General features: G+C 43.9%; 22 protein-coding genes. 18 read left to right on the plus strand and 4 right to left on the minus strand.

The genetic code is table 11. From position 1 onward, the window contains the following. Positions 1 to 148 precede the first annotated feature (148 nt). The 3 genes from IRE19_RS01720 (at position 149) to IRE19_RS01730 (ending at position 3,259) form a co-directional block, all read left to right on the plus strand. Entirely contained in the window at positions 149 to 754 is a 606-nt protein-coding gene (locus tag IRE19_RS01720) for a transposase (RefSeq protein ID WP_203339091.1), read from the plus strand. A gap of 25 nt (positions 755 to 779) precedes the next feature. Further along, complete coding sequence (locus IRE19_RS01725; RefSeq protein WP_203339092.1) at positions 780 to 1,847, plus strand: hypothetical protein; 1,068 nt, start codon at positions 780 to 782, stop codon at positions 1,845 to 1,847. Positions 1,848 to 2,089: 242 nt separating this feature from the next. Then, positions 2,090 to 3,259 carry a S1C family serine protease gene (locus IRE19_RS01730; RefSeq protein WP_203339093.1) on the plus strand — a complete coding sequence of 390 codons (1,170 nt, stop codon included), beginning with the start codon at positions 2,090 to 2,092 and terminating at the stop codon, positions 3,257 to 3,259. An 826-nt stretch (positions 3,260 to 4,085) separates the two neighbouring features. Here IRE19_RS01730 and IRE19_RS01735 read toward each other — a convergent pair. Further along, the gene (locus tag IRE19_RS01735) at positions 4,086 to 4,832 is read right to left on the minus strand and encodes a C40 family peptidase (RefSeq protein WP_203339094.1); all 747 of its coding nucleotides are present in this window, start codon (positions 4,830 to 4,832) and stop codon (positions 4,086 to 4,088) included. 520 nt (positions 4,833 to 5,352) lie between these two features. Here IRE19_RS01735 and IRE19_RS01740 point away from each other — a divergent pair. Continuing rightward, on the plus strand, positions 5,353 to 6,312 hold the full coding sequence (locus IRE19_RS01740) for a patatin-like phospholipase family protein (protein ID WP_203339095.1): 960 nt from the start codon (positions 5,353 to 5,355) through the stop codon (positions 6,310 to 6,312). Between the two features lie 148 nt (positions 6,313 to 6,460). Further along, complete coding sequence (locus tag IRE19_RS01745) at positions 6,461 to 7,486, plus strand: acyltransferase (protein WP_203339096.1); 1,026 nt, start codon at positions 6,461 to 6,463, stop codon at positions 7,484 to 7,486. 103 nt (positions 7,487 to 7,589) lie between these two features. Here the strand turns inward: IRE19_RS01745 and IRE19_RS01750 are convergent, their stop codons facing one another. Further along, a complete protein-coding gene (locus IRE19_RS01750) occupies positions 7,590 to 7,751 on the minus strand; it encodes a hypothetical protein (protein WP_203339097.1) in 162 nt (53 codons plus the stop codon). Positions 7,752 to 8,667: 916 nt separating this feature from the next. Between IRE19_RS01750 and IRE19_RS01755 the strand changes: the two genes are divergently transcribed. The 4 genes from IRE19_RS01755 to IRE19_RS01770 all read left to right on the plus strand — a co-directional run bounded on the left by IRE19_RS01755 (position 8,668) and on the right by IRE19_RS01770 (position 14,557). Further along, complete coding sequence (locus tag IRE19_RS01755) at positions 8,668 to 10,653, plus strand: bifunctional 2',3'-cyclic-nucleotide 2'-phosphodiesterase/3'-nucleotidase (protein ID WP_203339098.1); 1,986 nt, start codon at positions 8,668 to 8,670, stop codon at positions 10,651 to 10,653. 1,311 nt (positions 10,654 to 11,964) lie between these two features. Next, complete coding sequence (locus IRE19_RS01760) at positions 11,965 to 12,927, plus strand: GDP-mannose 4,6-dehydratase (RefSeq protein WP_203339099.1); 963 nt, start codon at positions 11,965 to 11,967, stop codon at positions 12,925 to 12,927. 28 nt (positions 12,928 to 12,955) lie between these two features. After that, on the plus strand, positions 12,956 to 14,116 hold the full coding sequence (locus tag IRE19_RS01765) for a glycosyltransferase (protein WP_203339100.1): 1,161 nt from the start codon (positions 12,956 to 12,958) through the stop codon (positions 14,114 to 14,116). 201 nt (positions 14,117 to 14,317) lie between these two features. After that, the gene (locus IRE19_RS01770; protein WP_203339101.1) at positions 14,318 to 14,557 is read left to right on the plus strand and encodes a hypothetical protein; all 240 of its coding nucleotides are present in this window, start codon (positions 14,318 to 14,320) and stop codon (positions 14,555 to 14,557) included. 602 nt (positions 14,558 to 15,159) lie between these two features. On the opposite strand, the gene IRE19_RS01775 is transcribed toward IRE19_RS01770, so the two are convergent. Continuing rightward, entirely contained in the window at positions 15,160 to 16,083 is a 924-nt protein-coding gene (locus IRE19_RS01775; protein ID WP_203339102.1) for an LCP family glycopolymer transferase, read from the minus strand. A 15-nt stretch (positions 16,084 to 16,098) separates the two neighbouring features. Then, positions 16,099 to 16,893: an SGNH/GDSL hydrolase family protein gene (locus IRE19_RS01780; RefSeq protein WP_203339103.1), complete on the minus strand. Its 795-nt coding sequence runs from the start codon at positions 16,891 to 16,893 to the stop codon at positions 16,099 to 16,101. A gap of 180 nt (positions 16,894 to 17,073) precedes the next feature. Here IRE19_RS01780 and IRE19_RS01785 point away from each other — a divergent pair, with 180 nt between their 5' ends. The 9 genes from IRE19_RS01785 to IRE19_RS01825 all read left to right on the plus strand — a co-directional run bounded on the left by IRE19_RS01785 (position 17,074) and on the right by IRE19_RS01825 (position 25,566). After that, positions 17,074 to 17,799, plus strand: a complete 726-nt coding sequence (locus IRE19_RS01785) for a YveK family protein (RefSeq protein ID WP_203339104.1) — start codon at positions 17,074 to 17,076, stop codon at positions 17,797 to 17,799. A 4-nt stretch (positions 17,800 to 17,803) separates the two neighbouring features. Continuing rightward, on the plus strand, positions 17,804 to 18,505 hold the full coding sequence (locus IRE19_RS01790) for a CpsD/CapB family tyrosine-protein kinase (protein WP_203339105.1): 702 nt from the start codon (positions 17,804 to 17,806) through the stop codon (positions 18,503 to 18,505). A gap of 49 nt (positions 18,506 to 18,554) precedes the next feature. Further along, the gene (locus IRE19_RS01795; RefSeq protein WP_203339106.1) at positions 18,555 to 19,322 is read left to right on the plus strand and encodes a tyrosine-protein phosphatase; all 768 of its coding nucleotides are present in this window, start codon (positions 18,555 to 18,557) and stop codon (positions 19,320 to 19,322) included. 125 nt (positions 19,323 to 19,447) lie between these two features. Then, a complete protein-coding gene (locus tag IRE19_RS01800) occupies positions 19,448 to 21,283 on the plus strand; it encodes a polysaccharide biosynthesis protein (RefSeq protein WP_203339107.1) in 1,836 nt (611 codons plus the stop codon). 49 nt (positions 21,284 to 21,332) lie between these two features. Beyond that, the gene (locus IRE19_RS01805) at positions 21,333 to 22,013 is read left to right on the plus strand and encodes a PIG-L deacetylase family protein (RefSeq protein ID WP_203339108.1); all 681 of its coding nucleotides are present in this window, start codon (positions 21,333 to 21,335) and stop codon (positions 22,011 to 22,013) included. 19 nt (positions 22,014 to 22,032) lie between these two features. Continuing rightward, positions 22,033 to 22,875 carry a formyltransferase family protein gene (locus IRE19_RS01810; RefSeq protein WP_203339109.1) on the plus strand — a complete coding sequence of 281 codons (843 nt, stop codon included), beginning with the start codon at positions 22,033 to 22,035 and terminating at the stop codon, positions 22,873 to 22,875. Further along, on the plus strand, positions 22,868 to 23,467 hold the full coding sequence (locus IRE19_RS01815) for a sugar transferase (RefSeq protein ID WP_203339110.1): 600 nt from the start codon (positions 22,868 to 22,870) through the stop codon (positions 23,465 to 23,467). The genes IRE19_RS01810 and IRE19_RS01815 overlap by 8 nt, the downstream gene beginning before the upstream one ends. Before the next feature lies 1 nt (position 23,468). Beyond that, positions 23,469 to 24,350, plus strand: a complete 882-nt coding sequence (locus tag IRE19_RS01820) for an NAD-dependent epimerase/dehydratase family protein (RefSeq protein WP_203339111.1) — start codon at positions 23,469 to 23,471, stop codon at positions 24,348 to 24,350. After that, a complete protein-coding gene (locus IRE19_RS01825) occupies positions 24,337 to 25,566 on the plus strand; it encodes a glycosyltransferase family 4 protein (RefSeq protein ID WP_238943030.1) in 1,230 nt (409 codons plus the stop codon). Before IRE19_RS01820 ends, IRE19_RS01825 begins: the two co-directional genes overlap by 14 nt. Positions 25,567 to 25,585 lie beyond the last annotated feature (19 nt).

A 25,585-nucleotide genomic window follows, 5' to 3' on the forward strand; every position in this document is an offset into this window, starting at 1 on the left:
GGCAATTTTCACGGTTTTTAATGGCGAAAACCCATTTTTGACCTCTTTATCCATCCTTAAATATAAGTTGTTCCCTTTTTGCAATAATTGACGGGGATTGATGTTCTTTCTATTATAGAAAAAAGGTTCAAAGGAGGAGTGTGATAAAGTGGGAAGAAACCGGCGCATTTGGAATCCGGATGCATATGAACACGTCGTCATGAGAGGCAATAACAGGCAGGCGATTTTTCAAGAAGAAGCAGATAAAGCCGCTTTCTTCAGAATATTGACCTATGTCCATACTAAACATCCTTTTACGATTCTGGCGTATTGCCTGATGACCAACCATTATCATATGTTGCTGCGGTCGCCCGAAGTGCCGTTGGGAAAAGTGATGGCCCTTATCAACAAACGGTACAGTGATTATTACAAGAAGAAATACAATTATAGCGGTTACTTTTACGAAAACCGCTACTACTCCGGCAAAGCCATCACGCATAAAAGCATTCTTGCCATCAGCCGCTACATCCACAGGAACCCCATTAATACTACTGAGCCGATGGTGAAAGATATGAGAGAATATCGGTACAGCTCCTATCGGTACTATGCAGATTCTCTCTTTTCCCCATATGAATTCCTCGATTTAACGTATCTGCCCACCATTTTGCCGCTCCCTCATTCCAGTTGCCTTGCAGGTTATTTGTTGTACTGCGAACAGGCGGATCTTGAATTGAGCGAGAATTGTTTGGGTGCCTGGCACCCAAACAATATATAATAGAAGAAAAAAGGGGGGAAACCCTATGCAAAAGAAACTCCCTGGAATTTTGAGCGGTTGCCTGATAATCATCGGCGTTTGCGTATTGCTGGTGATCGGGGTGATCGTTTGGATCTATCTCAATTATGCTAAAGATTCACATGCTGAATCACAGGCCGAAGACCAGGAAATGAAGGCATTTATCGAAGAGAAATATGGCATGGAAGCCAAAATCATCGATGAAACCGAAGCGAATTTTGTAGACGGACATAGCTATCAAATGGCTTTTGAAGGCCAGCAAGACTTAGTATTCACCGTCACCGAACATGTGGACAATTATGCCACCATTTACCGCGACGACTATCAAGTTGTCCTCGCCACCCATGAAACGCAGCAACAAATTGAAGACCTGTTGCCGCAGCTGGAAAAACTCGGATTCACAGCCCCTTCAGAAGGGAAAATGGTCGAACATCTCTTGAAGGAAATCACAACAGGGGACAAGGTCCGCTTTCTCACACTGGACAGCGCATACAGTTACGAAACACACGAAACGGCTGAAATTGAAGCGCTGACGGAACTTCTCGGACTCGTGAGAGAAAACAATTTGGATATCCAAGTGATCCGGATAGCGAGCCGGCAAGACAATTCCGCTACAGGAATGGACTTGCGTGAAATGGATGGCATTCAAAGTGCCGAACAAGTAGAGGCATACCTCACCAAGAGACTCCTCAGTGAATTGGGTCCGGCAAGCGACCGCATGCAAGCCAAATGGCAGGACGCGGCTGCTCAAGCAGAAACCGGGCGTTTCCGCTTTTATGACCAGTGGCAAGACCAATGGATCAGCTGCCAGGAAGTGAATGACACCGGAGACTGCACCAATTTATTGGCAACCGTCACTTTCGAACCGGGCCAGCTTAGCCAAAAGAACCTTCAACTCGAAGAGGACCTGGACGCCCTTTTCGGTTTCTTCGACAGCATCACGCCTAAACTGACCACCGTCGACTTGGTGCTGGTCGATCCGGAGCGGGAAGGCGACCCGGTGCGCTTCTTTTTGGCGGAACGCGCCAACTACGACTCCACGGAACAATTGATCAAGGATCTGGTGAAAGACTGAAAAGCCGGGAGGAATTCTCCTGGCTTTTTTCTCGTGGAATTGTTTGTGAATTGTTTGGGTGCCTGGCACCCAAACAATTCGCCAGATGGTTATAATAGAAGGAAAAGAGGGTAAAGCCGTTGAAAAGGAAAAGGTCTGTAACAAATCCAATTTTTAATTCAACAAAATGCTATTTGAATGAAACTATCAGTCAATCTGTCCGTCTATACTAAAACCACAATGAAAAAAGTGAGTTGATTGCAATGACCCGACAACCATCACAGAAGATGAAGAACACCAATCGAATCATCGCCGCCTTGTCGATCGTCTTGCTGCTGGTGATCGGCCTCGGTGCTTATTTGCTGTTGGGCTCAGAAGATCCGTTTCCCGAAACTGCAACACAACAGCCGGTTGAACCCTTAGAAACGAGCCAGCAGATCCCTGAAGCCGAAATTGAGCTTGCTTCCATGATCGCCAACGCTAAAACGCATGTTTACACGCTCTACACGGATCTTGAGCAAGGTTCCGGCTTCCTGATCAACAACCAAGGCGACATCCTGACCAATGCACACGTAGTGCTGGATGCGTCCTACGTGACTGTGAAAAACAGCGACGGCCAGGAATTCAATGGCAACATCATCGGCATCTCCGAGACACAGGATCTCGCTCTTGTGCGCGTCACCGAACTGGCCGGCAAAGAGCCTCTGGAAATTGAAATGGAACCTGTCGATATCGGCACACCCGTTGTCGCCATCGGCAGCCCGGGCGACCAAAGCAATACAGCCACGACCGGTGAAATCACCGCAACCGATCTCGACTTCATGGACCAATTCGAATACACAGGCCTCTATGAAATGAGTGCAGAAATATCCCAGGGCTCCAGCGGCGGGCCACTCATTGCCGCCGACACCGGCAAGATCCTTGGCATCAACTCGATCATCCTTGAGGAAAAACCGGGCTCCGGCTACACCATCCCCATCTACAGCGTCTGGGACCAGCTGACCGAGTGGGTTGAAAACCCGACGCTTCCAGAAGGAGAGGAAGTCGTCCTGCAGGATGTCAAAGATGCCTATTTTGCGGAAGACTTGCTCGAGAACTTCATTGCCGCCTATTACGAAATCATTCCCTATACGCTGAACGACGCGGAATCCACCTACTACTTGTCGTTTGTTCTGCCAGGCAGTGAAGCACAAGAAGAATCCGCCGAGCTGATCGAAGAAAACGCAAACCTGGACCGCATCTACGACACCGTCGAGCCAACCATCACCGCCATCGAAATCAATGAAGACAGCGCAACCGTCGAGGCCGAAGCCGACTTCACCTACCACGACAAAACAAGCGGCGAATCGGCAACAGTGTCACACGAAGGCATCTACACAGTCGTTATTGATGAGTACGGAGATTATCAAATCGAGGATATTGTAAGCGAATAAAATAAAAGCAGGCTCACTTCGTGGGCCTGCTTTTTTATATTTTAAATGGTGCGGGAATTGTGTATGTGCCTGGCACGCGCACAATTATAAATCGCTTCGGCCGCTCTGGAGGGGACTCCCGCAATAAGCCGGGCAGCTGAAAAACGCTGCCAGTCTTATTGCTCCACCCGCTCCGGTGACGCGGCTCAGCTTGGTGTGTGGAGGATACAAGCATTTTTTTATTTGTGAAGGAGATAGATGGAGTGGGGTTTTGGAAACGCTCCGCAGCGGTAGGGCACGCGCTCTCGCTCTCGCTTGAGAAGTGAGGGAGTCTACATGAAGGTTTCGTGTTTCTACATGAAAAGTTGGCAGTCCTACCTTCATATGTCACATTTCTATCGAAAAGAAGTGATGCTTATACCTCATCCGTTTGCTTCTCTACATGCAGTTTCTACGTTTCTACACGGATTTCGTGCAAATAGGAGGCCAAATAAGGTATCCAGTGGGTGAGATCTATCACTCGGTGTGAGCCATTTTCTGTTAGAAAGTGTCGCTCCCTATCCCAGGCTGTTCGCTGCGAACAGCTTCCATTACACGGGCTTGAACTTGATAAAACAGCTGGAATTCAGGTAAGGATGGAGAAAGTGCAGGTAAAGGAGCAACCAGTTCAGGTAGAAGGATGACTTATCCTTATAACGGCTCCAATAGTTCAGGTAGGAATTGTATGCGTGCCAGGCACGCGCACAATTCCCACGCAATTCCTCAACAAAAAACCAAATAAAAAAGGGGACCTGCGAATATCTGCTATCAGCAGACATTCGGGTCACCCTTTGAGATACCTATTTGATTAGAAGCGCTTGTAGCTGTGGAATTTCTTGCCCCAGTATGGATCGTTCATGCTTTTGACTTCTGCTTTCGCTCCGCCTGCGTGTACGAACTGGTTGTTGCCGATGTAAATCCCTACGTGAGAGATTCCAGCGCGGTACGTGTTAGCAAAGAATACCAAGTCGCCTGGTTGTGGGTTGCTGACTTTGTAAGTTTCAGCGTACTGTGAAGTCGTTGTGCGTGATACGTTTTTGCCTGCTTTTTTGAATGCGTATTGAACAAATCCGCTGCAATCAAATCCTGAAGTCGTCGTGCCGCCGAATTTGTATGGAATGCCTTTAAGTGCAAGTGCTGCTGAAACGACTGAAGAGGAAGAAGCTGTTTTCACAGAAGCTTTCTTAACAGTTGTTTTAGTAAGCAATGTGCTTAGAACCCATCCTGATTTACCGTTGACTTTCACTTTGTACCAAGTCGCTTTGCCGACTTTCTTTTGGTGAGTCGCTGTTGCGATTGATCCTTTTTTAGCCATTGTAACGACTTTGTATTTTGTTCCTGCATCCGCACGAACGTTTGAGTTGTATTTCATTTTGAATGTGCCTGATTTGGCAGTTGCTTTGCTTGCGGCAACTTGCTCTACAGTAGCAGTTTCAGAAGTTTCATATGATGAAGATACGTTGTTTTGTGTAGTTTGTGCTGCTTGTACGTCCGTGGTTGAGTTAGCAAATAGCAATGATCCGGCTGCAAGTAAAGTAAAGACTAGTTTTTTCATTGTTGTTGGTTCCTCCAGTTTTTATTATCCAAGTATATGAATTAATAATATTTTGCTCTGCCATTTACTATATAGACAGAACGGTTTAAAAACAACGTCAATTCAATTGCAGTTATATTACAGTTGTATAACAAAAAGAATTCAGCCTTAAAAACCCTTATATATCAAGGTTTAAAGCAGACGAAAAAAATGAAAAAAAGGTTTATTTCTTTGAAAATCGGGTTTTTATTTAAAAAAGCAGGCTCTTTGTTACGTTAAATCTCCTAATAAATCCAAATTTTAAAATCCTGCCAGCTTTATTTTACCTATGCAAAGCGAAAAAACTACAAAGCTATTTTAGACAAAGCTGGCAATATTAGTTCAAGGTAAATGTGGCGCAATTTTTTATTAAAAAAATAAAATGCTATCTAAATTATAAGAAAACTTAGGTTACGATAATTTCTATTCAGCCAATTTTGACAGAAACCAGTAAACTTCTTACAATTAAAATAATTAGAAAATTTCGAAAGTGGGTGTGGAAATGAGGAAAATTCTTGCCATTGATGGTGGGGGAGTCCGGGGCATCATCCCGGCGATGGTGCTGGCAGAAATCGAAGAACAGACCGGCAAGCCGATTGCCGAACTGTTTGATCTGGTTGTCGGAACATCCACTGGCGGAATCCTGGCGCTTGGATTGGTCGCACCGGATAGAAAAATAGAAACACAACCACGTTATACCGCAACGCAGCTTCTGCAATTTTATTTAGAAGAATCCCATGAAATCTTCGATAAATCGCTGTTCTTCAAAATCACCCGCGGCATTTTCACGCGGCGCTACCACGCACGGGCACTGGAAAAAGCATTGAAAAAATACTTTGGGCATGCCATGCTGTCTGAGGCATTAGTGAACGTAGTGGTTCCGAGCTACGAAATCCATGGGCGCTATACGGCTTTCTTCAAGAGCGGGGATATCCGGACGAAGAAAATCGAAAGAGACGTGCTCATGAGGGATGTCGCGCGTGCGGGAAGCGCCGCGCCGACTTATTTTGTGCCGAAGAAAATCAAAGAATACCCCGACTCGACGTTTATCGACGGTGCCGTGTTCGCCAACAACCCGGCAATGTGCGCCTACGCCGAAGCCAAAGAACTTTTTCCGGACGAGGATTTGCTGGTGGTATCGCTTGGAACGGGAAATCCACAGCTCAGCATCGATTTCGAGCGCTTCAGAACCTGGGGGCTGCTCGGCTGGGCGCGTCCGCTCTGGTACATCCTCATGGACGGCAGCTCAGACGTCGTCGATTACCAACTGGATTTCGTCCTGCCCGAACGGGACGAGGCAAAGCGCTATTACCGCTTCCAGATCGAGCTTCTGCAGCCGGGCACCGAACAACTCGATGACGGCTCCGAACAAAACCTCAACGCCCTCGTCGGACTCGGCCAACAGCTGCTGGACGAACGCCGTCAAGAAATCGATATCCTGTGCCGTCAGTTGATGCAATAACGCTTGTCATACACTTGTAATCAATTCGTATTGGATTGCAGCCTCAAAACGCGCTAAACTGATGAAGGAAATCAAAGAGAATTGAATTGTGTGGGTGCCTGGCACCCACACAATAACATACACCTATACATAAAAAGGAGTTGCCCACATGGCCAGAAGATACGACTATATGGATTGGCTGCGGGTCTTGTCGATTTTCGTGGTCGTCGGCATCCATGTAGTATCAAAAATCATCAACACCACCACCACCGACGACTGGATCTGGCATTTCGCCAATATGTTCGATGCCGGCCTGCGTTGGTGCGTGCCGGTATTCTTCATGCTCAGCGGCGCGTTGCTGCTGACGCGCGACAAAGAAGAAAGCGTCAGTGAATTCCTCAAAAAGCGCTTGTCGAAAGTCGTCATTCCGCTCATCTTCTGGAGTTTCATCTACACGCTTTACAACATCTACGAACTAGAGGAATCCTATACCGCCTACGAGATCCTCGTCCAGTTCCTGACCGACGACATCTATTACCATTTGTGGTTCCTCTACACCATCACCGGCCTGTACATCATGGCGCCGTTCCTGAAACTGCTGGTCGTCCACATGGACAAGAAAACCTTCCAGGCCTTCCTGTTGTTCTGGATCATCTTTTCCTGCTTCCTGCCGTTTCTGCCGAAGTTCTTTGAATTTGAACTCGCTTTAACGCCTGGTTTATTCGAACCCTACATCGGCTACTTCCTGCTCGGCGCGTACCTGGTGCTCTACCCCGTACCGAAAAAATATTTGCTGCCGCTCGGCGCACTTGCCATCGCCAGCTACTTCGTGACGCTATGGGGGACCTATTACCTGAACGCCGGATTGCCCGCAGACGAATTCGATGACTTCTTCTACGAGCATTACCGCCCGAACGCCTTGTTCATCACGCTGTTCATCTTCATCGGTTTCCAGCACATGAGCAAAAAAATCAAACCGAATGCCTTGATCACCCGGATCAGCACCGCCACATTCGGCATTTACGTCATCCACCCGCTCATCCAGATTTACCTGAATAAATTCTTCGGGCTCAATGAAACTACCTTCAATCCCATCATCAGCGTACCGCTCGTCTGGCTGCTGATATTCATCATCTCATTCGGCATCATCCTGGCCATGCAAAAACTACCGGTAGTCAACCGGCTCGTGCCATAGAAAAAACAAACCCGCCTTCTCCCGAGAAGGCGGGTTTGCTGTGCTGGTAGATTATGCGGGAATTGAGTGAGAATTGTGTGCGTGCCTGGCACGCACACAATAATTAGAAAGAAGTTTGCATAAAATAAAAGTAGATATAAACATAGAACAGCAAGATCGCCACCAATAAAACCGTCGATCCCACAATCCATTTCTCATTCTTTTGCCGGGTCCCATAGACGATGCCGGCGATTGCTGCGAACAAAAGAAGAATACTCAGGAACATGTCCAGCCCTCCTCATCAGCTAACTAGCTTTGGCTCCAGTATAGCACGCAAGAAGTCGCGCATTCCTACCTGAAGAATTGGGCATTCTACCTCAACAACTTGAGTTTCTTCTATAAGAAAGGGCATGCTGCTACCTAACATACTCGCTTCTCTACAGGAAGTTTTCGCGTTTCTACATGAATCCAATAAAACCCCGCTAAAAAAGGCTGTTCGCCACGCGAACAGCTTCCATCCAAGCTCTTGAACTTTCATAGAACAGCTCCAATGCAAGTAAGAAAGGAGAATGTGCAGGTAAAGGAGCAACTAGTGCATGTATAGAATCGAATAGTCAGCGTAGAAAGATGACATGTTCAGGTAGCCGCCCCAAAAGTCGTGGTAGAAACACGATTTGTTCATATAGAAGCGTTCCGCCCATGGCTCACGATCACTCACCAAAACAAAACCAGGAGTGATCCGCTGCGCTCCTCCGAAATGCCCGCTTTTCGCAGACGAAAAGCAATAAGTTCAAAATCACCACTATATAAGATGTCCTTCTATACACTTCTGTCATTTCACCATTTCATCATAAAATTGCCACAATGATAACATTTTACCTCTCACTTTCTACTATATGAAATACCCTAAAGAAAGAGCAGAAGGCGGCGACTCCAGCGGGATAGCGAAGTGCCGAAATCCACTCGGGCCCCGAGCCCGAGTTAGTTCGGCGCAAGCCCGCAGGAAAGCGTCCGCCTGAAGCGATTTCTCCACCCCCATACCACTTAAAGACAACCATTTAAGAACCCAATCACCCTACATAAAAATTTACATTCCCCACACCAAACTTTAACAATAATTAGGTCTCCTCACACATTCCATTTCGGCAACCGAAAGGTATACTGGAATTGACCCGCAATTCTAACTACAAGGAGATGGACAGATGACAATTCAGAAAAAGCTTACAGCCGTAACCGCAGCATCCGTTTTAGCCATGAGCAGCTTATTGGCTGCAGTACCTGCGCTCGCAGCACCAGATGCACCTGCTAAAGGGCAAGGGAACGGCAACGGCTGGGGCAAAGGCGGCAATCCCAAGAACGCGCAGGAAGTTTCGCTGCAGATTCTCGGTACCTCCGACCTTCATACCAATTTCGTCAACTATGACTATTACCAGGACAAAATCTCCAACGCACTCGGCCTCGCCAAAACCGGCGTCTTGATCGAGCAGGCCCGTGAAGAAAACAGCAACACACTGCTGTTCGACAACGGCGACCTGATCCAAGGAACCCCGTTCGGCGGCTACAAAGTCACACAAGATCCGCTCGATGAAGACGAACTGCACCCGGCATACGCTGCGCTCGAATCACTCGATTTCGATGCCTCGACGCTCGGCAACCATGAATTCAACTTCGGCCTCGATTACCTGGACAACGCACTCGAAGAAGCGCCGTTCCCGGTACTCAACGCCAACGTCTATGATGCCGAAACCGGCGAAAACCGCTACACCCCTTACACCATCATCGACAAAAAAGTCGTTGACAGCAAAGGCCGCAAACACACCATCCAAGTCGGCGTCATCGGCGTCGTGGCTCCGCAAATCATGAAATGGGACCGCGCCAACCTGGACGGCAAAGTCGTCGCTGAAGACGCCGTCGAATCCGTTGAGAAATTCCTGCCGGAAGTCGAAAAAGCAGGCGCTGACGTGGTCGTCGTCCTGTCGCATTCCGGGATGGGTGACGAAACACACGAAGTAGGGGAAGAAGACATTACCTATCAGCTGACGGAAGTGGAAGGCGTTGACGCCATCATCACTGGCCACAACCATGACCTGTTCCCAGGCTCGTATTCAGAATTAGCCAACGTCGACCAGGAAAACGGCCTGATCAACGGCACACCTGTGGTGATGCCTGGTAAATTCGGCAGCCATTTGGGCGTCATTGACCTGACACTCGTGAAAAAAGGCAACGAATGGGACATCTCTAACGAAAAAGCAGAACTGCGCGCCATTGATTCCACCACAGACGAAGTCGCGGAACAAGTTGTTGAAGCTGTCAAAGAAACACACGAAGGAACCATCGAATACGTCCGAAGCCCGGTCGGCGAAACCACCGCACCGATCAACAGCTATTTCTCATTGGTAAAAGATGATCCATCGATCCAGATCGTCAACAACGCCCAAAGCTGGTATGTGGACCAGAAGAGAGCGGGCACAGCCAATGCGGACTTGCCACTGTTGTCAGCAGCAGCACCATTTAAAGCTGGCGGACGCAACGGCGGCGATTATTACACCAACATCGCAACCGGCCAAATCGCCATCAAAAACGTCGCGGATCTGTATGTCTTCGACAACACCGTCTTCGCCTTGAAACTGACAGGAGCGGACTTGAAAGAATGGCTGGAGATGTCAGCCGGCCAATTCCTGCAAATCGATCCAGCAGCAACCGGCGAGCAGCAGCTCATCAACCCGGATTTCCGCACCTACAACTTTGATGTCATCGATGGCGTAACCTACGAAATCGACATCACACAGCCAGCCAAATACGATGCAGACGGCAACACCGTCAACGAAACAGCAAGCCGCATCAAGAACCTGTCTTACCAAGGCGCAGCCGTAGCAGCTGACCAGGAATTCCTGGTCGTCACAAACAACTACCGCGCAAGCGGCAACTTCCCAGGCGTCCGGAACGCAACGGAAACCATCGACTATGCCTACGAAAACCGCCAAGTGATCCAGGATTACATGGTCCAAGTCGGCACAATCGATCCGTCAGCAGACAACAACTGGTCATTCACACCAATCACAGGCGACCCGAACCTTGTCTTCGAAACCTCAGCAGCAGCCCAGAGCCTGATCCCCGCAGACAGCGGCATCAGCTACCTCGAAGCAGCAGCCAACGGTTTTGCCAAATACGGTTTGACTATCAAATAGTTTGAGAATTGTGTGGGTGCCTGGCACCCACACAATTTTTTATTTCTGCCGAATTTTATAAACGCTCCGTCCTCTCCGTTGCCGCGGCTCAGCTTGGAGTGTAGAAGATAGTAGACCACACATTGTTTGTGGAGTAGGTAAGGTGTGTGAAGTTCTGGCCACGCTCGACAGCGATGGTGCACGCGTCGTCGCTTGGTATGATGTAGTTACATGTAGTTTTTAGGATTCTACATGGTTTTATCCCGCTTTTACCGGAGTAAGGTGATGCCTCTACCTTAACAAGTTGCTTCTCTACATGAAGTTTCTGTGTTTCTACAAGAATTTCGGTAAATAGGAGAGAAAATAGTGAACTCAAAGTGAAAAAGATCAATCACTGTGTGTGAGAGACACTTTGTAAGAACATGTTGATTCTTATACCAGGCTGTTCGCCACGCGAACAGCTTCCATTCAAGGTCTTGAACTTTTAGAGAACAAGCCGAATTCAGGTAAGGATAGAGATTGTGCATGTAAAGGAACAACTAGTTTATGTATAAACTCAAACTAGTAAGGTAGCTACGCCAAATGTTCATGTAAGACCCCTAAAAAGGAAGATAGAACTACGAATTCTGCATGTAACAGCATCTAACTCCTCCCTCACTATTTTCCACAATCCAAAAACCAAGAGCGATCCGCTACGCTCCTCCAATATGCCCGCTTTTCGCCAGCGAAAAGCATAAGACCAACTCATTTCTTCTTCACCTCTAGAATTGCAGATAACAGTGATGCCATACCTCACGCAGTATACAAAAGAGAGGCCCTATAGAGAAAGAGCGAAAGGTGGCGACTCCTGCGGGAATAGCGCGAGACGGAGCCACTGGACTAAGCGCAGCGAGGGAAGCGGCAGAGTCCGTGCCCGCGGAAAGCGTCCACCTGTAGCGATTTCTTAATCCCTCGCCCATTACTCCAACTGCACTTGACCTTCATACTCCCACCACTCGCTCCTAATCCATAAGCACTAAACCCCTCTACAACACCATAAATTTATCCTTCGAACAAGTTAATTAACATTAAATATTTTCCAATTATATAAATAGTCATGACTATTTTCAGAAAAACTGTATCGAAAGACTGGTAATTTTTATAAATAGTAATGCAATTTATCCATTTACGGGGTATAATAATTAAATATTTAGAAAACAGAATCTTTTAACCTAGTTTTAACATTACCCTCCTAGGATTAAGAGTATTCCTGGTACAAAAGGAGTGGAGGACTAGTCTATAGTGCTCAATAACTCCATTTAACAAACATTCCAGCAAGGGAGGTGAAGGGCTATGAGCGCCAAGACCATACTTGTCACTGGGGGCCATGGATTTATCGGGTCGAACATGATCCGTTATTATTTGAACAAATACCCCGACTACCAATTGATCAACATCGACTACAACACCGTCGCTGCCCATCCGGAGAACATCGATTGCCCGGAACAATCAGCCCGCTACGCCTTTCATCGCGTAGATATCCGGAATGCCTATGCCATCAACCACATATTCGAGCAATACGATATAACCGACGTCCTCCATTTCGCAGCAGAAACGCGCGATGCCAACCGTGTCGGCGAAATCCGTCTCTATGAACAAACCAATGTGCTCGGACTGGAGAACCTGTTGCAGGCAGCGCAAAACGCTTGGATGGAAAACAGCCATCAGCCGAAAGCAGAATACGCGGCATCCCGTTTCCACCATATTTCACTGGCGCACAACGAAAACAACAACCTCTACAGCATCAGCAAAGCCAATGCAGATGAACTGATAGAAAGATTCCACGAGAAGACCGGTCTCAACATCGTCACCACCGCCAGCCCGGAAGCATTCGGGCCGATGCAGCAGGAAGACGAAATGATTCCAAGGATGATCCTTAACGCGCTTAACAATGAATCGCTGCTCTCCACTAAAGCCAGCGACAAGACACGCGACTGGCTATTCATCGCAGACTTATGCGAAGCGATTGATACCGTCTTCCACCTAGGAGACGCCGGGCAATTTTATGAAATCGGTTTTAATATCCGTGTCACAGACAATGCGCTTGCCGACCAGATCCAAGCCATGCTTGAAGACAATTTCCCGGGAAATAAAACATCTCTCAAAGATAAATTGCTCCACTCCAAAGAGGCTTTCATCTCACAGCCACAAGTTCTTGGTTTCGCACCATTCACGTTATTCGAAAACGGTCTGCGCACAACGCTCGACTGGTATTTAAAAAAATACAATCAAGCAGAATTCCTGAAGAACAGCTAGATCTAATTCCGACAGATGAGGTGACCGCATGATTAACTTTAGCAATAATCATTTCTTTCAATTAACCAAACAGACCCGTTCAATCAAATCGATTGCGTTGATACATAAGAACATGAAGCCCGGTGGGGTGGAGATGCTGGTGGTCCGGATGGCCAAATGGCTTAGCGACCACGATTACAACGTCACCTTGTTCTTGTACAGCAGTGGCGGTCCTTTGCTGCGCCAGTTGGAGACGCTCGAAAACGTCACCATTGTAGTGGATGAAGATCCGAGTGATCCTTCCGTTAACGTGTGGCTGGCGACGAAGATGCTGAGCAAACGTTTTGACGAAACATTCGATTTGGTCTATTCATTCGGTCCGATGTCGTTCTTGCTGTCTTATCTCGTACCTGCGAAAAAACGCATGTCCGGCGTCTACCATCCGGAAAGCTACAAACAGGAAAGCGTGAGCAGCGTCGTCAAGTTCCTCAAGCTGATTGATCCGAAATACTACAAAAAGCTGATGTTCATGAATCCTTCCATCAAACAGTTGACTGAAGAAGCAATCGGGGAGCGTGTAAACGATACCATTTTTCCGATGCCGCTGGACTTCTGTTCGGAAGCGAAAACCTTGGGCAACTTTAATTCGCGCCGCATCGTCTCTATTGGTCAGCTGTCCCATTTCCGTACCTATAATTACTACATGATCGACATCATGGAAAAGCTGATCCAAATCGATCCGGAATTCACTTACCACATATACGGTACAGGGCAAGGAGAAGACGATCTGCGCAATAAAATCGCCAGCTCTCCGGCGCGTGACCACATCTTTATGCACGGCGCTTTCACTTTTGAAGACAAAAAGCGCGCATTGCAGAATACCTTCTGTTTTGTCGGCATGGGCGTCTCGCTGATTGAAGCAGCTGGCTGCGGCATACCGGCCATCGCCGCTAAAATCAATGATTCCCTTGGGTTAACCGAGGGCTTTCTCCATCAATTGCCGCCTTATGAAAGCGGAGATACATTCAAAGAAAACAGCAACTTGTTAAGTGTAGAAGTACAAATTAAAAAGCTGCTGTCGAGCCAAAAGGAATACAAGAAAATCTCCAGATGTGACCGCGTGAAAGCGGGGGAGTTTGAAAGCAATCAAGTGATGGAAAAATTCATCAGAGAAGCAGAAACCAAACCCTATATGATGCGGCTGCACTAAGCCAAATAGGGGAATACACCCTCAACAATAGACAGAAATTTTTAACTATGAACTTTTTTATTGGGAACATCATAAATTTATAGAAAAAAACATGCCAAATAGACTAGTAATGTAGGTAGATAGAAGTTATAATAAAAATACAAGTAAGGGGAAGTTACGCAAGACCTACTACAATCCATTGGGAAGTGAGATGAAGGGCTTATGATGGAATTTGACGCTTATAGAGAAAAAGTAGAGCGCAAGCACAACAAAGCTTTGGTGGAACTGATGAAAGACCTTTATGTCGAAAATGATTTAGGCCCATCGGTAAGTGCTAAACAATTAGGAATGCCGAGACAAGCCTTCATGCATTTTGTTCATAAATACGACTTGAAGAAGCTAAAGTTCGGCGAATATAAAAAAAAAATGATGATTTTCCAGGCTCGCCAGACAGCCCAGTGAACTAAATCAATCATTCCAGCCCGCTCCTGAACGTTAGGAGCGGGTTTTTGTGTGGGTAAAATAAAAAAGTAAATGATAAGAAGAGAGTGGAAGAAATCGCTTCAGGCGGACGCTTTCCGCGGGCACGGACTCTGCCGCTTCCCTCGCTGCGCTCAGTCCAGTGGCTCCGTCTCGTGCTGTTCCCGCAGGAGTCGCCGCCTTGCGCTCTTTCTTTAAGTATTTTCTCTTGGTAGGTGTGAGGAATAAGTGTATGAAGGCAATATGACAGCGAGTTGGTTTCAATATTGAAGAATATTTGAGGTTCCTCTAGAGGACTTGGGAATTTTTTTATTTTTTCACTCCAAGCGAAGGCGCGTGCACCACCGCTGCCGAGCGATTCCAGAACCACTCATTCACTTCTTCATCACACACAAAACAGATTCTTTGTATTCCACAACCACCAAGCTGAGGCGCGTACAGGGAGGGGACGGAGCAATAAGACTGCCAGCGTTCTTCAGCTGGCTGGCTTATTGTGGGAGTCAACTCCAAAGCGACCGAAGCGGCTTATAAAAACCGACAAAACAAAAGAGCGCAGCCCCGAAACGGGACTGCGCTCTCCAACTTTACATCTCCAAATGCTCTTTCAACGTCGCCTGAATCTCTGCCAACTCGGCATCATCCATCATATAATACCAAATCCCATTAATCGTTTCGCCTCTGCCGTCTTCCACAATCATTTGGTCGACTGTGCCGATTGCATCGCGGTAATTCGATTGGATATCCATCATCTCGTCGAACGTCATATTCGTGCGGACGTTATCGCCGAGTGCCGTAAAGATATCCTTATAATTCAACAAGCTGTTAACCGAAGCGCCTTCTTTCATGATCGCTTGGATCACTTGCTTCTGGCGGTTCTGGCGGCCGAAGTCGCCTTCCGGATCCTGCTTGCGCATTCTCACGTAACCCAATGCTTCATCGCCATTCAATTGAATCGTGCCTGCAGGGTAATCATCGAAAGCCATCGTGTTGGTGACTTCCACACCGCCGACTGCATCGACAATGTCCTTGAAGCCTTCCATGTTCACTTGCATCACATAGTCAATCGGAATATCCAATAAGTTTTCCACTGTATCCAATGACATTTCAATGCCACCGAAAGCATAAGCGTGGTTAATCTTATCCGTTGTGCCGCGTCCGACAATTTCCGTATACGTGTCACGTGGGATGGAGACCATCTTCGTCGATTTCTCTGCTGGATTAATGGTCATCACAACCACTGTATCTGAACGTCCACGATCGTCTTCACGTTCATCCACACCCAGCAGCAAGACAGAAAACGGATCTTGTTCGGTTAACGAAAGTTCCTGATCCGTCGCGCGTTTTTCTGAAGCTTCGCGGTCGATCGGTTCGTGCATTTCATCAAGTGTATTAGTGAAACTGTTATATACCGTAAACAAGTAAATGCCAAGACCGATAACAATCAATCCCAGAATCCCGACAACCCACGGCCATTTTTTCTTCTTGTTTCTTTTCTCTCTTCTGCCCATCAAAAATTGCCCCTTTTATTCAGCGATAAAATACGCTTCAAGTTCTTCTGCCCATAATTCTGCGCCTTTGTCGTTTGGAAGTCCATCTTCAGTCAAAAAATCTTTCAACTCTTCGTTGTCTGTATCCGGCCATGCGGACCAGTGGTCGATATAAGCATAGTCGTAGATGGCTGCAAATTCTTCCAACGCAGAAACCTGTGCCAAATAATAGCCAGCCCCATAAATCGGCTGCGGAGGATGAAGCACTACGATAGCATCTTCCACTTCAGCAGTAACAGCTGTATTGAACTCACCGATATGTTCACGTTCCTGCTCGATTGCAATGCGGTCATTATTCATCAACGTCATCGGCTCAAGCAAAACGATGTCATAGCCAGCAGACAAATCGACCTTGCCGCCGATCAATGCTTCAGATGTTCCTGTTAATGGAAGAATGTCCACTTCGATAAAATCTTCGTAACTCGTTTCCAGTGATCTCTTCAAGCGTTCTGCATATCCTGGATTTCCAGAATCCAGTGCAGCTGAACCGGCTATCAAGAGCTGCACAGTTTCGCCTTCATCACTGCGCTCTATCAGCAAGTCCTGTACTTCTTTATCGGCATTTGCTGATAAATCCTTAACGTTCACAGAAATGTCACTAACTGGTTTCTCTTTTTTGGTTGTTTCTTTTTTCTCACTCGTCTGCGCTACAGCTTCTTCTGGTTGTTCCAATACGTTTTCCAGTTTATTTTGCCAAGTTAAGTAGCTAAATACTAGTGCAATTACACAAATAATGACAGCAAGTACAGCTCCAATTTTATACAATTTCATGGAATGCTCCTTTCAAAAAACACCTTTTCATACAAATAAAGATAGCATAAATCATTCTAATAGCCTATAAAACATTTTAAAATTGGAAGTTCTTTCGACTCTTACCTATGCTATACTATTTTAAGTTGTTTATGAATCAAAAATGATAAGAAATTGAAAATAAAAGGAGATATTCACTACATGGAAGAAACCATCAGTTTAAAAGACCTCTTTAAAACCCTGAAAAAACGGGCTGGGTTGATCGCACTTATGACCATTTTAGCTATTACCATTGCAGGAGTTGTGTCATTTTTAGTCCTGACACCGATGTATCAGACTTCTACGCAAATCTTGGTTAACCAGGAAGCTTCAGAAGCTGCCCAATTGACGAACCAGAATATCCAAACCGATCTGCAATTGATCAATACATATTCCGTCATTATCAAAAGCCCGGCTATCTTAGATGAAGTATCAAGCCAATTGGACCTTGATATGTCAGTCGAGCAGCTCAACAACAAAATCACTGTCGCGACTGCTGAAAACTCACAAGTTGTTAACGTGACGGTGCAGGACGAAGATCCTGCACTGGCAGTCGACATCGCCAACACAACAGCTAAAGTATTCGAAAGTGAAATCGTTGACTTGATGAGCGTCGATAACGTCTCGATCTTGTCTCCAGCTGTATTGAAAGAAAATCCATCACCGGTTGCACCAAATCCGATGCTGAACATGGCAATTGCCGCAGTCATCGGTTTGATGCTTGGAGTTGGGATTGCCTTCCTGCTTGAGTACTTGGATACATCGATTAAAACAGAACAGGACATCGAAGAAATCCTGGGTATTCCTTTGCTTGGCATTATCTCTCCTATTAAAGAAGAAGCAAAATTAGATGAACCAACTACCTCATCCAGAAGAAAGGCGGTGTAACGCAATGGCTAGAAAGAAAAAAGTCTTGCAGGAAACTGCGCGTAAACTCATCGCATTCACGACACCCCGCTCATTTGTAGCAGAGCAATTCCGTACATTGCGTACCAATATTAACTTTTCATCACCGGATTCAGAAATCCGTACGATGGTCGTTACATCTGCAGCGCCATCTGAAGGGAAATCGACAACGTCGGCAAACCTGGCTGTTGTTTTTGCACAAGAAGGCAAGAAAGTCTTGCTTGTAGACGGTGATATGCGCAAACCGACGACTCATTACACATTCCGTATGGGGAACACAGTTGGCTTATCAAGTGTATTGACACGCCAAAACTCCATTCAGGAAGTGGTTCGCCCGACAGCAGTCGAACGTTTGGATCTGATGACTTGCGGCCCGATTCCGCCAAACCCAGCGGAGCTGTTAGCTTCCAAGTCAATGACAGCTTTAATCGAGCAGCTTAAAGAAATTTATGACCTGATCATCTTTGATGCACCGCCCGTGCTTTCTGTAACGGATGGCCAAATCCTAGCAAATAAATGTGAAGGCACGATCCTTGTTGTCAGCTCAGGCAACACGGAGAAAGAGATGGCATTGAAAGCGAAAGAAGCCATTGAATCTTCCAACAGCCGCCTAATTGGTGCGGTATTGAATAACTTTGCTCTGGCAAAAGACAGCTACTATTATCAATATTACGGAACTACAGAGTAAAAAGGATTTCCTTTTTACTTTTTTTTAAGCGTCAAAGGAGGACTCAACAATGATCGACACACACGCCCATATACTGCCCGGACTTGATGACGGTGCAGAAACCATGGAACAAACCAAACGGTTGCTGGAAAAAGCAGTCGAAGAACAACTGACTGGCATTATCGCCACCCCCCATGCTTTTCACCCAAATTTCCAAACAAACTTAGCTGCTCTAAAAAAACAATTGGAGCTGGTCAACAGCTATATTGCGCAAGAACAGCTGCCTCTTAAAATATACAGCGGGCAGGAATGCCGGCTGTCTGATAAGTTGCCTGAACGATTAGCGGCTGGTGAAGCTTTGACGATGGCAGGTTCCAGGTACGTTTTGCTTGAATTGCCATCGTCTGGGATTCCAGCCTATACAGTTCCGGTCATCCAGCAATTGATCACCAACAATTACGTACCGATTATTGCCCATGCAGAGCGCAATCAAGGCATCATCGAAAAACCCGAACGATTGAAGAAGCTCTTGCTTCACGGTGCAATGGCACAAGTGACAGCGGGGTCAGTTGCTGGCAGCTTTGGCAAAGCGATTCAGCGTACCGCCATGAGCCTGATCGATGCGAATCTGATTCATGTATACGGCTCGGATGTACATAGTCTGGACAAGCGTCCATTCTTGTTCAATGAAGGATTGGATTACCTGGAGAAAAAGAACCAGCATGACATGGTTGATATCTTCCTGGAAAACAACGAACGCATTCTATTGGATGAACATTTACATGTTTTAGAGCCGGAAGACATCCGTAAAGGGAAATGGTGGAATATATTTGCTTAATAAATAATAAAAAAGTATGTTTTTGTTTATGAAATCCTATCTTTTCCAGTCTATAGATGTTAGAATTAGTAAGATTTTAACGCATATATGCATAAAGTAATGGATATCGAAAGGATTGACCCCTATTGTCTTTGAAAAACCGCGTTTCTTTATTACTGATAGTCGACTCATTAATAGTCTTCTTTTCTATTTTCGTCGGGTACTATGTACTTTATCCCTATGAGGATCTCGTGCAAAACAAGTTTCTTTTAGCTAGCGCGCTGACCATTTTCATCGCACACCATGCCTTGGCCATGTATTACGGCCTGTATCGGAAAGTTTGGGAGTATGCCTCAATCGGCGAATTGACTTCCATTTTTAAAGCGGTGACTTGGTCTATTATTGCTATTGCTGTTGTGCAATATCTCAATAGAGGAGACGTTCTCTTCAGGGCGTTAGCAATTACTTGGATGCTGCACCTCATCTTAATCGGCGGTTCGCGTTTGTCGTGGAGACTGCTTCGTGATAAAGCAATCAAGCACCAAGGATCGGAACTAAAGCGCACATTGATCGTTGGGGCCGGCAAAGCAGGCAGTTTAGTGGCACGCCAATTGCTGGCGAATCCTGAAAATGGCTTATTGCCGGTATTGTATGTGGATGATGACAAAAACAAACAAGGCCTTGATATTTACGGCGTCCGAGTCGTTCATGGCAGCACGCAAGACGTTGCGGATATTGCCAAAGACAATCTGATCGATACAATCATCATCGCCATTCCTTCACTTGGCAAGCAGGAAACTGCGGAGTTGATCAAGACTTGTATGGATTCGGGAATCCGTACACAGACGATTCCAATGATTGAAGACCTGATGACTGGTAAAGTATCGGTGACGGATATTCAAGATGTTAAAATTGAGGATTTGTTGGGCCGCGATGAAGTTAAATTGGATATGGACAAGATTGCAGATCAATTAACCAGTAAAACGATTCTTGTCACAGGTGCAGGAGGCTCTATCGGTTCAGAGATATCTCGACAAATCGCACGCTTCGGTCCGAAGAAGCTCTTGCTTTTAGGTCACGGAGAAAACTCGATTTACTTAATTGACATGGAATTGCGCCAAAAGGTGGCTCCTGATACAGAGATTATTCCAATCATCGCTGATGTACAGGACCGTGAACGCATCATGGACATCATGAATACTTATAAACCGGATGTTGTCTACCATGCAGCAGCGCATAAGCATGTGCCATTGATGGAAGGAAATCCGATGGAAGCGGTCAAGAACAATGTCTATGGTACGAAAAATGTTGCAGAAGCTGCTCATTTGACTGGAGTAGGCAATTTCGTAATGGTCTCGACGGATAAAGCAGTAAATCCGCCGAACGTTATGGGCGCAACAAAACGCTTTGCAGAAATGATTGTCCAAAATCTTGCGAAACGAAGCGAAACGAAATTCGCAGCAGTACGCTTCGGTAATGTTCTTGGATCTCGTGGATCAGTTATTCCTTTGTTTAAGAAACAAATCGCTGCAGGCGGTCCGATAACTGTAACGGATCCTCGTATGACTCGTTATTTCATGACGATTCCAGAAGCTTCTAGACTTGTTATTCAGGCTGGAACATTAGCTGAAGGCGGGGAAGTGTTTGTTTTGGATATGGGTGAGCCTGTAAAGATTGTTGATCTGGCACAAAACTTGATCCGCTTATCCGGTTATTCAGAAGGGGAAATCGGCATTAACTTTTCTGGGATTCGTCCTGGAGAGAAGTTGTTTGAGGAACTGCTTAACGAAAATGAGATTCAAACTGAACAGGTATTTCCAAAGATTTATATTGGGAAGGCGAATCCGGTTAGTGAGGGTGAGTTGACTTATCTTTTGGAGAAGCTGCCTGATATGCGGAATGATGAGGTTAAGGAAGTTTTGGTTGGGTTGGCTAATCGGAAGAATGTAGAAATGCCGAAACTTATGGCTCAGAATAGTTAGGTTCATAAATTTGAATATTACATACAAAAATAAATAAGTAGGGTGAAAAATGTCTTATCTAATTGTAGTAGCACATCCAGATGATGAAGTATTAGGTGCAGGAGGCACAATATATTCTTTGGCTAAACGTGGTGAAGAAGTAAATGTGTGTATTTTGTGTTCTGAAGTTGAAGTAAGAAATTTTAGGCCGACTACTGAAGAATTGAATAGTGATATCCATGAAGCAAATAAATTAATTGGAGTCAAAGAAATATATTTAGGCGGATTTCCTAATATTGCTCTAAATACCGTAAGACAACTAGATTTAGTGCAGTATATTGAAAAAATTATGATGGAAACGAAAGCCCACACATTGATTACACATCATCCAGGGGACTTAAATAATGATCATCATCATGTGTCAATAGCTTGCCAAGCAGCGTCAAGACTTTTCCAAAGGCGTAATGATGTCGTTCAATTGAAAGAACTTTTATTTATGGAAATCCCTTCATCTACAGAATGGGCTCTTAACAGTTCATTAAATTCGTTCACACCGAATTTATATTTTGAGATTGGTGAAGATGGTATTGATAGAAAAATTGAGTCATTATGGAAATATCGCGGTGTGATGAGAGATTACCCGCACCCGAGAAGTAACGAGAATATTAAGAGCTTAGCCACCTATAGAGGAAGTCAATCAGGACTTATATATGCAGAAGCATTTGAAAATGTATTTAGAAGAGTATTTTAATAGCTAGGAGGTTTTCACTGTGAAAGTAGCTTTTGCAACATGTGTAGAACTTGGGAAAAGTTGTATTGAAGAAATTTACAGATTGAATGGCAACTTAGATTTATTGATTACTCTTAAAGATGAAAAAGCTGCAAAAAAATCAGGCAGAGTTTATTTGGATGAGTTTGCAAATAAGGGGAATATTCCTCTTATAAAGATTGAAAATATAAATGATATCGAAGTAATAGAAGAGTTAAAACGTTTAGAAATAGAATGGTTGTTTATAATCGGATGGTCTCAAATAGCTAAGAAAGAATTGTTGGATACGCCGAAACAAGGTTGTATTGGGATGCATCCCACCTTATTGCCAGTAGGAAGAGGAAGGGCCGCTGTTCCGTGGGCAATCCTAAAGGGCTTGGATAAAACAGGTGTTACCGCCTTTAAGATTGATGAAGGTGTTGATACAGGTCCGATAATTGATCAAGTAGAAATTCCATTGCTCAAAGATGAAACGGCTACTACTTTATATAAAAAAGTAGATAATGCACATGTCGTTTTAATGAAGCAAGTATGGAATGCCTTAAAGGAGAACACGCTATCCTTTACCGTACAGGACAATTCAGTAGCAAGTTATTGGGAAGGGCGAAAGCCGGAGGATGGAGAAATTTCGGCTGAGATGACTATGTCTGAAGCGAATGCATTAATACGAGCTGTTACAAAACCTTATCCTGGTAGTTTTTATCGAAATAACCACTATGAATATCGTATTTGGAAAGCTCAATTTTCACTAGATGAACCTAAGGCTGAACTTTATATTACTTTAAAAGATGGATATTTAATTCCTGTCATATTCGATAAAGAGGAAGTATTAGAAAATGCTTAAATTACAGTTGTTGATTAAAAGAATAGTAGACTTTGTAGCTTCACTATTAATATTAATCGGGTTATCTCCGTTTTTAATAGCAATAGCTTTTGTTATAAAAACTACTTCTGAAGGGCCTGTAATTTTTAAGCAACAACGTCCAGGACTCAATAAGCAGATTTTTGAAGTCTATAAATTCCGTACTATGAAGCCGGGATCTGAGACCATGATTGCCGGAAAAGAAGTATTGTCGGATGATGATAGAATAACTGGAATAGGAAAATATTTAAGACGATTCAAAGTAGATGAACTCCCGCAAATCTTAAATGTCTTAAGAGGCGAGATGAGTCTTGTTGGTCCTAGACCTCAAAGAATAGATTATCTCGATCAATACTCTAAAGAAGAACTAAAGAGATTTGATATGCTACCAGGTTTAACAGGACTTGCCCAAGTCAGTGGAAATATCTATTTAAATGTAGAAGAAAGAACTCAAAAGGACTTAGAATATGTGAAAAATTATAGTCTACTATTGGATTTAAATATCGTCCTTAAAACAATAGGAGTTGTATTATTTGGTGAAGATAAGTTTCAAAGCAAACATAAGGGTGAATAATATGAGAGTTCTTATTACAGGTAAGAGCAGCTATGCAGGTAAAGAATTTATAAAAAGAATGCAGGCAAAAAAGAGTGATTTAGTCATTGATGCAATTTCAGTAAGAGATAATGAGTGGAAGTCGCTGGATTTTTCGATATACGATGCAATTTATCATGTAGCTGCTATCGTTCATTTAAAAGAAAAGCCTTCGATGGAACAAGAATATTACAGAGTGAATAGTGATTTAACTTTTGAAATTGCAAAGAAAGCAAAACGTGAAGGTGTTAAATCCTTTGTTTTCCTGAGTTCAATAGCTGTATATGGAATCCTAGGACAGATAGGTAAAGATATTGTGATTTCAAAAGAAACACAAGAAAACCCTAAAACTTTTAATGGTAAAAGTAAACTTGCTGCTGAAAAGCTATTAATGCCTTTACAAAGTGAAGAATTTAATGTTGCTATTTTAAGAATTCCTCTAATTTATGGATGTAATTGCCCTGGAAACTACAACTCTTTAAGTAAACTTGCTAGAGTAACTCCTATTTTTCCGAATTTGAATAATAAGAGAAGCATGGTTTTTATTGATCATCTTTCAGATATAGTGGAATTCATCATTAAAGATAAAAGATATGGTACCTTTCTTGTTAACAATCCAGAGAATTTCAATACACTTTACTTAGTGAAGGAAATAGCGAAAAATCATGATAAAAAAATATTCCATTCAAGTATTCTTTCGATAATCTTAAAGTTGTTTGGAAACAGATTTTCTGTAACACAGAAATTATTTGGAACTGTCTATTATAAACTAGAAGATACAAAGATAAAAGATTTTGCATTTGAGGATATAAGTTTTGAAAAAACCATAGCTTTATCTGAAGGAATAGTAGGTGGTCAAGATTAAAAAAGATGTTGCAATTTTATGCCAATATTTTTACCCCGAACATGTTTCATCAGCAACTCTCCCCACTGAACTGGCGTTAGGATTAAAAGAAAAAGGACTCGATGTAAGTGTGATATGTGGTTACCCTCAAGAATACATTGACGGTAAAGAACCAAACTTAAGTATCAAAGAGGACTTAAAAGGAGTCACAATCAATAGGGTTAAATATACGACTTTTAATAGTAAATCTAAATTCGGTCGCATCTTCAACTTTTTTTCTTTATTTATGTCCATGACTACTAAGTTCTTTTATTTGAAAAATTTTAAAGAAATTATTGTTTATTCTAATCCGCCAATTTTGCCGTTAATTCCTTATGCTTTAAAAAAAATATTTGGAACTAATTTTATATTTGTAGCTTTCGATGTTTATCCAGATAATGCATTGAAAATGGATGGTATAAAAGAAAATGGATTTATACATCGTCTTATGAACTTCATTAATAAGCGAGTTTACTCCAATGCTTCGGAAGTAGTTCTCTTAGGTAATGAAATGAAAGATTATGTAATAGAAAACAAGATAGCTGTAAAGGAAAGTAACCTTAAAGTTATACCGAATTGGTTCTCAAATGAACATGCTTTGGAAAATAAAGAAGTAACAAATAGACAATTTAAAGAAATAAAAAGTAAATATCAATTTATCGTTTTATATTCAGGCAATATGGGTTCTTTTCAAGATATTGAGACTATTTTAAAAGGTATTTTAAGATTTAAAAATCATAAAAATATTTGTTTCATATTCTCAGGCCATGGCAACAAAGCTGAGTACGTAAAGGAATTTTTCCAAAGTAATGAGGTACTCAACTCGGAAGTGTTCGGCTTTTTGAAAGGCCAAGATTACGTCGATATCTTATCCATCGCTGATTTATGTTTAGTAAGCCTAGAATCTGGAATAGAAGGTTTAGGAGTTCCAAGTAAAACATATGGATATTTAGCAGCAGCAAAACCTGTTTTGGCAATAATGAGCAGTCAAACAGATATTTCTAGAGATTTAATAGAATTCGAGTGTGGAGTAAATATTCAACAGGATGATATAGAAGGATTCGAATTATCAATTAACAATTACTATGAAAATTCATCACTTAAGTTGAAACACTCGATGAATGCAAGAAAGCTTTATAAATCAAAGTATACTAAAGAAATAAATATCGAAAAGTATTATGAGTTAATAAAAATATAATCTAAAGAAAAGAAGTGAA

It is taken from the genome of Planococcus beijingensis, assembly GCF_016820615.1.
In the GTDB taxonomy this organism is placed as follows: Bacteria; Bacillota; Bacilli; order Bacillales_A; family Planococcaceae; genus Planococcus; species Planococcus notacanthi.

What these genes read in the sequence shown, in the direction of transcription:
- IRE19_RS01725 (WP_203339092.1), top strand. Translation starts at nt 780, where the DNA reads ATGCAAAAGAAACTCCCTGGAATTTTGAGCGGTTGCCTGATAATCATC.
- IRE19_RS01730 (WP_203339093.1), top strand. Translation starts at nt 2,090, where the DNA reads ATGACCCGACAACCATCACAGAAGATGAAGAACACCAATCGAATCATC.
- IRE19_RS01735 (WP_203339094.1), bottom strand. Translation starts at nt 4,832, where the DNA reads ATGAAAAAACTAGTCTTTACTTTACTTGCAGCCGGATCATTGCTATTT.
- IRE19_RS01740 (WP_203339095.1), top strand. Translation starts at nt 5,353, where the DNA reads ATGAGGAAAATTCTTGCCATTGATGGTGGGGGAGTCCGGGGCATCATC.
- IRE19_RS01745 (WP_203339096.1), top strand. Translation starts at nt 6,461, where the DNA reads ATGGCCAGAAGATACGACTATATGGATTGGCTGCGGGTCTTGTCGATT.
- IRE19_RS01750 (WP_203339097.1), bottom strand. Translation starts at nt 7,751, where the DNA reads ATGTTCCTGAGTATTCTTCTTTTGTTCGCAGCAATCGCCGGCATCGTC.
- IRE19_RS01755 (WP_203339098.1), top strand. Translation starts at nt 8,668, where the DNA reads ATGACAATTCAGAAAAAGCTTACAGCCGTAACCGCAGCATCCGTTTTA.
- IRE19_RS01760 (WP_203339099.1), top strand. Translation starts at nt 11,965, where the DNA reads ATGAGCGCCAAGACCATACTTGTCACTGGGGGCCATGGATTTATCGGG.
- IRE19_RS01765 (WP_203339100.1), top strand. Translation starts at nt 12,956, where the DNA reads ATGATTAACTTTAGCAATAATCATTTCTTTCAATTAACCAAACAGACC.
- IRE19_RS01770 (WP_203339101.1), top strand. Translation starts at nt 14,318, where the DNA reads ATGATGGAATTTGACGCTTATAGAGAAAAAGTAGAGCGCAAGCACAAC.
- IRE19_RS01775 (WP_203339102.1), bottom strand. Translation starts at nt 16,083, where the DNA reads ATGGGCAGAAGAGAGAAAAGAAACAAGAAGAAAAAATGGCCGTGGGTT.
- IRE19_RS01780 (WP_203339103.1), bottom strand. Translation starts at nt 16,893, where the DNA reads ATGAAATTGTATAAAATTGGAGCTGTACTTGCTGTCATTATTTGTGTA.
- IRE19_RS01785 (WP_203339104.1), top strand. Translation starts at nt 17,074, where the DNA reads ATGGAAGAAACCATCAGTTTAAAAGACCTCTTTAAAACCCTGAAAAAA.
- IRE19_RS01790 (WP_203339105.1), top strand. Translation starts at nt 17,804, where the DNA reads ATGGCTAGAAAGAAAAAAGTCTTGCAGGAAACTGCGCGTAAACTCATC.
- IRE19_RS01795 (WP_203339106.1), top strand. Translation starts at nt 18,555, where the DNA reads ATGATCGACACACACGCCCATATACTGCCCGGACTTGATGACGGTGCA.
- IRE19_RS01805 (WP_203339108.1), top strand. Translation starts at nt 21,333, where the DNA reads ATGTCTTATCTAATTGTAGTAGCACATCCAGATGATGAAGTATTAGGT.
- IRE19_RS01815 (WP_203339110.1), top strand. Translation starts at nt 22,868, where the DNA reads ATGCTTAAATTACAGTTGTTGATTAAAAGAATAGTAGACTTTGTAGCT.
- IRE19_RS01820 (WP_203339111.1), top strand. Translation starts at nt 23,469, where the DNA reads ATGAGAGTTCTTATTACAGGTAAGAGCAGCTATGCAGGTAAAGAATTT.